The organism is Candidatus Desulfolinea nitratireducens (assembly GCF_982879505.1).
Genome location: NZ_CEYOSI010000162.1, coordinates 1 through 8,332, shown reverse-complemented (window position 1 = coordinate 8,332; position 8,332 = coordinate 1). Strand labels below are relative to the sequence as shown.

The following is an 8,332-nucleotide window of genomic DNA, read 5'->3' as shown; positions in this document are numbered from 1 at the left end:
GCCTCCGCTCCTGCGGAAAGGATCTTTGAAGAATACGGTTTCACGGTTGAAAATGTAATTGCACGTACACGTGAGATTCTTAAATAAATGGATTTCAATACCCTATACGGTTTTATTTTGATTGGCGCGGGACTTTATGGATTGCGTGCAGCATATTTGGGAATGGATATTGAGAAATCTGAAACTCCGAGATTTAGCAGGAAAACTTCTCGTGTGATATATGCGGCGACAGGGATTGTTCTGATCATATTTGGCATTTTGAGACTGAATTAAAGGTGAAAATGAAAATAGCAATAGCTTGCGATCATGGCGGTTATCCTCTCAAGCAGACATTGATAGATGTTGTTCGAGCAGCGGGGCATGAGCCAATTGATCTTGGTACGGATAGCATGGAAAGTGTGGATTATCCTGATTTTGCAGAAAAGCTCGGACGCGTGATCCAGGCCGGCGGGGCCCAACGTGGAATCCTGCTGTGCGGATCGGGTGTGGGCGCGAATATCGCTGCCAATAAAATGCAGGGTGTTTATGCAGGGATTTGCCATGATACCTATTCGGCGCATCAGGGAGTGGAACATGACGATATGAATGTGCTTTGCCTGGGCGCAAGAATTATTGGGCCTGAGCCAGTAAAGGAAATTGTGGCAGCTTTTTTGGGTGCGCGATTCCTCGGAAATGACCCCGGGGAAGAACGACATGCAAGGAGAGTAAAAAAAGTTCGAAAGTTGGAAAGTTGAATGGTTTGAATGTTGGGGTTTCAAACTTGGAAAATATCAATCTAAAAAAACTCATTTTGGAGCAGGAGCATTATGCCGACCATTCGGCGATTTGAAGAAATTGAAGCGTGGAAAACAGCACGTGAATTAACGAAACTGATCTATGCCATGTCAAACCAAGGAAAATTTGAACGAGATTTTTGGATTGAGAGATCAAATTCGTCGTGCTTCAGTTTCGGTGATGAGCAATATCGCTGAAGGTTTTGAGAGCAAAACTCAGCCGCAATTTATAAAATATCTTGGATACGCAAAAGCCTCTGCGGGAGAAGTGCGGTCTCAACTTTATGTCACGCGCGATCTTGAATATATTTCAGAAAATGATTTCAAAAAGGCATTTACCCTTGTAGAAAGAGCATCTGGCCAAATTGCCAGATTTATTGCTTATCTTGAAAGCCACCCTAAATCACGCCAGGTACGCGAAGGTTTTGATACCTACGAAGTCTAACCTTCTAACATTTTAACCTTTGAACATTCAAACATTTTTACAATCGAAACGGTGAATCTATGAACCCCATAAAAGAACTAACCAGCTTTGGTCAATCCATTTGGTACGATAATATCCAGCGAAAACTATTGGAAAACGGTGAACTGGCTGCGATGATCGAACGCGGCGATATTCGCGGTGTGACATCCAACCCGAGCATTTTTCAGAACGCCATTGCAAAATCGAACGATTACGATGCTGCCCTAATTCCAATGGCAAAGGCAGGCGAGGACGCTGAATCGATCTTCTGGGAACTGGCGATTAAAGATATCCAGGATGCCTGCGATATATTTACAGCTCTTTATGAAGAAAGCGAAGGTGGTGATGGCTACGTTTCGCTCGAGGTCAGCCCTTATTTGGCAAACGAAACCAAAGGCACTGTCACACAGGCGGCGGAACTCTGGGAGCGGGTCAATCGCCCTAATTTGATGATCAAAATTCCGGCCACAAAGGCAGGCCTCCCGGCCATACGCCAGACGATTGCGGCAGGGATCAATGTCAACGTCACCCTTATCTTTTCGATTGAACGATACCGCGAAGTGATGGATGCTTATATGTCTGGTCTTGAGGATCGCATTCTTGCCGAAAATAATGAGGGCAGCATTGAGCGCGTCCATTCTGTGGCATCTTTCTTCATCTCCCGCCTGGATAGCATTATTGATAAACAGCTTCCCGCCAATTCGCCCTTGCGCGGAAAAATTGCCATCGCGAATGCCAAATTAGCCTTTGAGGCTTTCCAGGAGATTACCAGCGGTGTTCGGTTTGGCAAACTTCAGCTTGCTCGTGCAAACTATCAGCGTCCGCTTTGGGCTTCCACCAGTACCAAAGATCCCTCATACCCTGACACGCTCTATATTGATGAGTTGATCGGGCCGGCGACGGTCAACACTGTCCCGCCGAAAACCCTCGAGGCATTCAAGGATCATGGCACAGCGTCTGTGACTCTGACCCGTGATCTTGATGGGGCGTATCAAGCCATCGCCGACCTGGAAGCGGCTGGCATTTCTCTGGATCAGGCAACGCAGGATTTGGAAGACCAGGGTGTCAAAGCATTTGCGGATGCATTTACCGGTCTCCTGGAAACAATTGAGGAGCGACGACGTGACGCAGCTTAAAGAATTGCAGGCTTCCGTCTCCAAGCGGATCGCCCAACTCAAAGCTGATTCCGTTAATTCCCGTCTATGGGCGCATGACCCGACCCTGTGGACGGATGATCCCGTAGGACAAGCTGAGGTCAAACATCGCCTTGGCTGGCTTGATCTGCCAGAGACATCCCGTGATTTAGCAAAAGAAGCAACAGCCTTTGCTCAGGAAGTCAAAGATTCAGGAATTACAAAGACATTATTACTCGGGATGGGTGGCTCCTCCCTCGGCCCCGAAGTGATGTCATTAATCTTCAACCTTAAACCTGGAAAATTTGCCATCCTGGATTCAACCGATCCTGCCCAGGTTGCCGAAGCCGCGCAAAACTTCCCGCCAACTGAGACTCTCTATATCGTTGCCAGCAAATCTGGCGGCACGGCAGAGACCATGTCTGCGTTTTACTATTTCTGGGAGCAAAGCGGCGGTGATGGGAGTCGCTTCATTGCCATCACCGATGCTGGATCCGGTCTGGAGAAACTTGCCAGGGAAAGCAATTTCCGCAAGATTTTCCTTGCCGATTCAAACGTAGGCGGACGCTACTCTGCGCTGACTGCCTTCGGTCTTGTTCCCGCCGCGCTGATGGGGGTTGATCTGGATCGCGCTTTGGATTCTGCAGCAGAGATGATGGCTCACTGTGCAGTCTCTGAGCGAAGCGAAGCGCAGACGAAGGGTGGGTCAGCCAACAATCCCGGCATATTATTGGGGGCAGTGATGGGGGAAGCCGCTCTGGCTGGTCGTGATAAATTAACCCTGATCACAGATACTTCCTTTAATTCATTCGGCGCCTGGGCAGAGCAGCTCATCGCGGAATCGACCGGCAAAGAGGGGAAGGGGATTATCCCGGTGGATGGTGAATCCCTCCTTGCTGCAGATAAATACGAAGAAGATCGCCTCTTTGTTTATCTCCGCCAGGATGGCGCGCATGATGAATTAATTAAGCAGCTTGGAGTGCAAAACCATCCAATCGTAGTAATCCCCATCACGAATCACTATTCACTCTTCACAGAGTTTTATCGCTGGGAATACGCAACGGCCATCGCCTGTCATATTCTCGGGGTAAATGCCTTTGACCAGCCCAATGTTGAGGCCGCAAAGATCGAAGCGCGAGCCCAAATTGATGCGTATAACCAGAATGGCATGTTGGATGAGGGGCAACCCGTTTGGGAGCAGGATGGCGTCAAACTCTATGCAGATTTTGAGATAAGGGAGGCAGACCTGAGCTCCGCGTTTGATTCCTTTTTGGCACAGGGGCAGGAAAGTGATTATGTTGCCCTCCAGGCTTATTTGCCACGCAATCCGCAAACAGGCGCATCCCTCAAAAAGCTTCGTGATTTTATCCAGGGTAAAACCGGACTTGCGACCACGCTCGGATATGGTCCACGCTTCCTGCACTCGACGGGTCAGCTGCATAAGGGCGGGGCGAATAATGGAATTTTTATCCAGATCACGATGGATGCGGAGACTGATATAGAGATTCCAGCACAGGGAATGAGTTTTGGCACACTTGAACGGGCACAGACTCTTGGCGATTTTTCTGCGTTGCTTGCCTCGGGTCGACGTGTGCTGCGGGTCCATTTGCCATCACTGGATAAGCTGTCTCAATTACAGTGAAAATTATATGACTGAAAAATCTCGTCCTTCGTGGCGGGATTATGTTTTAAGAATATTGGAACTATAATGAAAAAGCTAAACGAATTTAGTTGTGTGGCCTGCCATGGAGATACACCAACATTGCCCTCCCTTGAAATTGCGATGCTTTTACCTGAGGTGCCAGATTGGCAATTGATCGAAGTAGATGGTGTCCAGAGACTGGAAAGAAGTTTCTCTTTCAAGAACTTTAGAAATGCCCTGGAATTCACAAATCGTGTGGGGGAAGAAGCTGAAAGGGAAGGTCATCATCCGCGAATAATTACCGAATGGGGGAGCGTGAAAATCCAGTGGTGGACCTACGCGATTAACGGGTTACACAAAAACGATTTCATCATGGCTGCAAAGACAGATTCTTTATAGGTTTCTTTGCGGATTAATTAAAGGGAGGTTTCATTGGGGCCGGTAACCAGTAAGGATAGCCTCGGGGCAAAAGCGACGAATTTCTTTGGGTTGGGATTGGGGTTGATCGCCTCACTTTTTAGCATTCGTTTGATCGTTGATACAAGTTTTCGGATGCTTTACCCCTTTGTCCCCCAGTTTTCTGAAGGTCTGGAAGTCAGCATTTCTGTTTTTGGCTGGCTTTTGATGATTCGTTCGGCCTCTGCATTTTTTAGCCCGCTGATTGGGACCTTGGCCGATCGATATGGGCGTCGCAAGATCATGGCTTTTGCCTTGCTTTCCCAGACTTTGGGGTTGGTTGGAATTGCCTTCTCATCAGGATGGTGGGCTGCAATCCCGATCCTTTTTTGTGGTTTGGCAGTCAACGCCTTCTTACCCGCCCAACAGGCATATATCAGCGATTTGGCTCCATTTGAAAGACGCGGACGTGCTCTGGCATCCATCGATATTGCTTTTGCGGTATCCGGGATGGTGATGATGCCTGTCATTGGCTGGGCGATCAATATCTATGGTTGGCAGACACCCTTTTTTGGACTAAGCGCATTGAGCATTGTTGCTGCCATTTTGACCTGGGTTTACTTGCCAGAAACAAAGTCACGTACGCAAGGGGGAAAAGCAGAAAATGGTATGAGGCAATTATTGCGAAAAAGAAATATCCAGGCATCGCTTGGCGTGGCAATCCTGCTTTTTATCGGGGTGGGCATTTTTATGACTTTTTGGGGTATCTGGCTGAGTGCAGATTTTGGTTTTGATGCTCTTGATCTGGGTTTGATGGCGCAACAAATTGGAATTGCAGAGCTGTTGGGGGCGATTCTTGCGGGACTAATTGTTGATCGTCTTGGTAAACGCCGGACCAGTTTGATCGGCGTTGCTATTTCGGCGATCATGTTTGCCTCCATCCCTCTGGCTCGCGAAAATCTGCTTGTAATTCGGATTCTTTTGGTTGCCACCGTTTTTTGGATCGAGTATTCCATCGTAGCATTATTCCCTTTGTATGGGGAGCAGGCCCCGAATGCGCGGGCAACCATTTTTGCGTTGATTGCGCTGGGCAATGGGATTGGTTTGGCTATTGGACCTATTCTCACCACCAGCTTGTGGGCATGGCGTGGTCTTGGAGCAATTACGCTTGTCGCCAGTGTCAGTTTTGCGTTAGCGGCTGGGTTGATTTGGGCGTTCTTGAACGATGCTGTTGAATAGAAAAAGAATAAGGAATTAGCTCCCATGAGCTCATGATAAAATGGTTTTTGCCTTGGCTGCCATTATCGCATTTAGTCAGCTCTAAAAATTTAAAAAAATCCGCCAATTATCCCCATCTTGTATTGATGATATTTTTAATTAATAGGAGAAATACTATCTGAGCGGATATTTGTAAGGTATGGGAATCCTTGTTACAATCGTGAAGACCTTACCCAAATATCATTTGAGGGGAAGCGAATATGACCATAGAAAAACTTTTGCTGGAAGGAATTTCCGCCTGGAAGTCAGGGGATAGCACGAGGGCGGCATCGTTGCTTGCCCAGGTTGTACAGGCGGATCCTCGATCAGCTGAGGGTTGGTATTGGCTGGGAAAATCCGTGTCATCTTCTGAAAAGAAGATCTATTGTTTTCGGTGGGTATTAAAAATTTCTCCTGATCACATTGAAGCGCGGGAAGAATTGGAGCTGATAGGCTACCTGAAGCCTGAAACCCCCAGGATAAACCCCCCATCTATATTTGAGCCGGTTCCCACATCAACCTTATTTCCTGAAACTGAAACAACATTTCCCCGTTCTGCTGAACCTGATAGTTCTGTTTTTCAAGAGGGCGGTGAGGAAGAGTCCGGTTCTGATAAAAAGCCCCCATATTTTTTTGAGGAGCCTGTGGATAAGGAAAATTTAGCTGGGGATGTTGATGATAGTGAAGAAAAGAGTTTCAGCAAACCCGGGAAAAATATAAAAAGAGGACAAAAAGTTATATTAGCCATCCTGGGTATAATTGCTGTTTTTTCTATCGCAGGTGTTTTTACTTTTTATTTACTGCAAACTGAATTGATGGATGAAATAAATTTGGCCATATTGCCATCCACTGTTACACCTTATTCCTCACCGACCCCAATAGCAACGATAATTCCTACAGCGACGCCATTACCTTTTTCTGCGTTGGATGCGAAGGGTTATTTATCTGAATTTGAACCATCTGAGTGTAGTTTTGAAATTCCTGAGGGTACAAAGGTGGATTGTGGTTTCGTAATTGTCCCTGAGAATCGCTATGGGGATGTGGAAAAAAGAATTCGTTTGGCGGTGGCTATATATCGTGGTACCGATAATTCCGCAACGCCTGTTATTTATTTACAGGGAGGTCCGGGGCAGGAGGCCATTGAGTTCATGAGCAAATATTTTTATTGGACTATTGCCCCTTTTGTAGCAGAACGTGATTTTATACTATTAGATCAACGCGGAATGGGTCTTTCTGAACCGAACCTTGATTGCCCCCAACTAGATGAAATTTACGAGGCTGATGCTGCCGATGAAATTTCCCTGGAGAGTAGAGAAGAGCAATACTTAACGGCATTTGAGGATTGTAGGGATAGATTGGTTTCGCAGGGTGTACATCTATCATCCTATAATACAATGGAAAACGCAGCAGATGTTAAAGATGTAATTTTGACCCTGGGGTACGAAGAAGCCATACTTTTTGGGGTATCCTACGGCACGCGATTGGCACAAGTTGTCATGCGCGAAAATCCTGAGGTCGTATCTGCTGCTGTTCTTGATTCAGTTTTGCCAATTGAAGGCAGGGTTTTTAACGAAAGCGCAAAAATTGCACAAGCCTCTCTGGAAACTTTATTTGCTGGCTGCGCAGCGAGCTCGAAATGTCGCTTTGCTTATCCTGATCTTGAAGATGATTTGCGGGTATTAGTGAAACAGCTCCAGGAAAAACCACTCTATACAAGCATTTTTGGCTATGATGAAGATGATTATAGCCATAGCGTAAATGGTGTGGAATTTATGAGTACAATATTATGGGCGATGCGTGATCCTGATCTTCAAGGAGTTATTCCTCAGGCAATTGAGCGTGCAAAGGCGGGAGAAACAAATATGCTTGGTTTTATTTTATCTTTTCCTGTAAATGCGGTAAACGATATCAATCTTGGATCATACCTTTCTATTAATTGTCGCGAGCAAGTCTACGCCTCTACACCAAAAGAAGTTGGCGATGACCTGGCCTCCTATCCCGACACTGAAGCGATTGGTTTGTCCTGGGTTTATGGTGACCCAAATTTTATATTTGATCTTTGTGATACCTGGCAGGTTGAAGGAATCCGGCCAAACGAAAATGATGCTGTCTCTGGCGACATCCCAACGCTGGTTATGGCAGGGGAATACGATTCAACGACTCCGCCTTTTTGGGCAAAGCAGGTCTCAGCGCGGTTGAGCCGCTCAATATACGTCGAGTTTCCCGGGCAGGGGCATGGTGTTGCCTTTAGTCAAAATTCTGTCTGCCCTCAGAAAATTCTTCAAAGTTTTTTGGCTAACCCAGAAATGGTGCCTGACACTTCTTGTGCAGCAGATATGCCCTCTCCCGAATTTTCTGTTCCCTATGAAGGAGAGCCACCGCTCAATTTGATTCCGATAGCCAGTGAATTATCTGGAATTGTTACTGTCGCCCCCCTGAGTTGGACCAGAGATGGAGACTCTGCTACTTTTCGTAGAGAATCATCCACCTGGGATATGACCAGCGTTAGCGTAATGCAGGTCGGGCTTGATTTTGATACGCTGATGGGCATTATCGTAGGAGATTTTGAGGGGATAGGATTAGATAGTTTTCCGCATATAGTTGGTGAAGTAGAAGCAAATGGACTAACCTGGGAGCTATACAAAACATCGCTGATCGCACTACCAGT

General features: G+C 46.7%; 7 protein-coding genes. All 7 read left to right on the top strand.

Annotated features, from left to right (window positions below; all coding sequences use genetic code 11):
- The first annotated feature begins 281 nt into the window (after positions 1-281).
- Entirely contained in the window at positions 282-734 is a 453-nt protein-coding gene (locus tag AC3DOM_RS13080) for an RpiB/LacA/LacB family sugar-phosphate isomerase (protein WP_487919494.1), read from the top strand.
- Positions 735-900: 166 nt separating this feature from the next.
- A complete protein-coding gene (locus tag AC3DOM_RS13075; RefSeq protein WP_487919493.1) occupies positions 901-1,218 on the top strand; it encodes a four helix bundle protein in 318 nt (105 codons plus the stop codon).
- Between the two features lie 59 nt (positions 1,219-1,277).
- Positions 1,278-2,372 carry a transaldolase gene (tal, locus tag AC3DOM_RS13070; protein WP_487919492.1) on the top strand — a complete coding sequence of 365 codons (1,095 nt, stop codon included), beginning with the start codon at positions 1,278-1,280 and terminating at the stop codon, positions 2,370-2,372.
- Positions 2,359-4,011 (top strand): glucose-6-phosphate isomerase, encoded by a 1,653-nt coding sequence (locus AC3DOM_RS13065; RefSeq protein WP_487919491.1) that lies wholly within the window; start codon positions 2,359-2,361, stop codon positions 4,009-4,011. The genes tal and AC3DOM_RS13065 overlap by 14 nt, the downstream gene beginning before the upstream one ends.
- Positions 4,012-4,077: 66 nt before the next feature.
- Positions 4,078-4,410, top strand: a complete 333-nt coding sequence (locus tag AC3DOM_RS13060) for a 4a-hydroxytetrahydrobiopterin dehydratase (RefSeq protein WP_487919490.1) — start codon at positions 4,078-4,080, stop codon at positions 4,408-4,410.
- 33 nt (positions 4,411-4,443) lie between these two features.
- Complete coding sequence (locus tag AC3DOM_RS13055) at positions 4,444-5,646, top strand: MFS transporter (RefSeq protein ID WP_487919489.1); 1,203 nt, start codon at positions 4,444-4,446, stop codon at positions 5,644-5,646.
- A gap of 239 nt (positions 5,647-5,885) precedes the next feature.
- On the top strand, positions 5,886-8,332 hold a 2,447-nt coding region (locus AC3DOM_RS13050), incomplete at its 3' end, for an alpha/beta fold hydrolase (protein WP_487919488.1).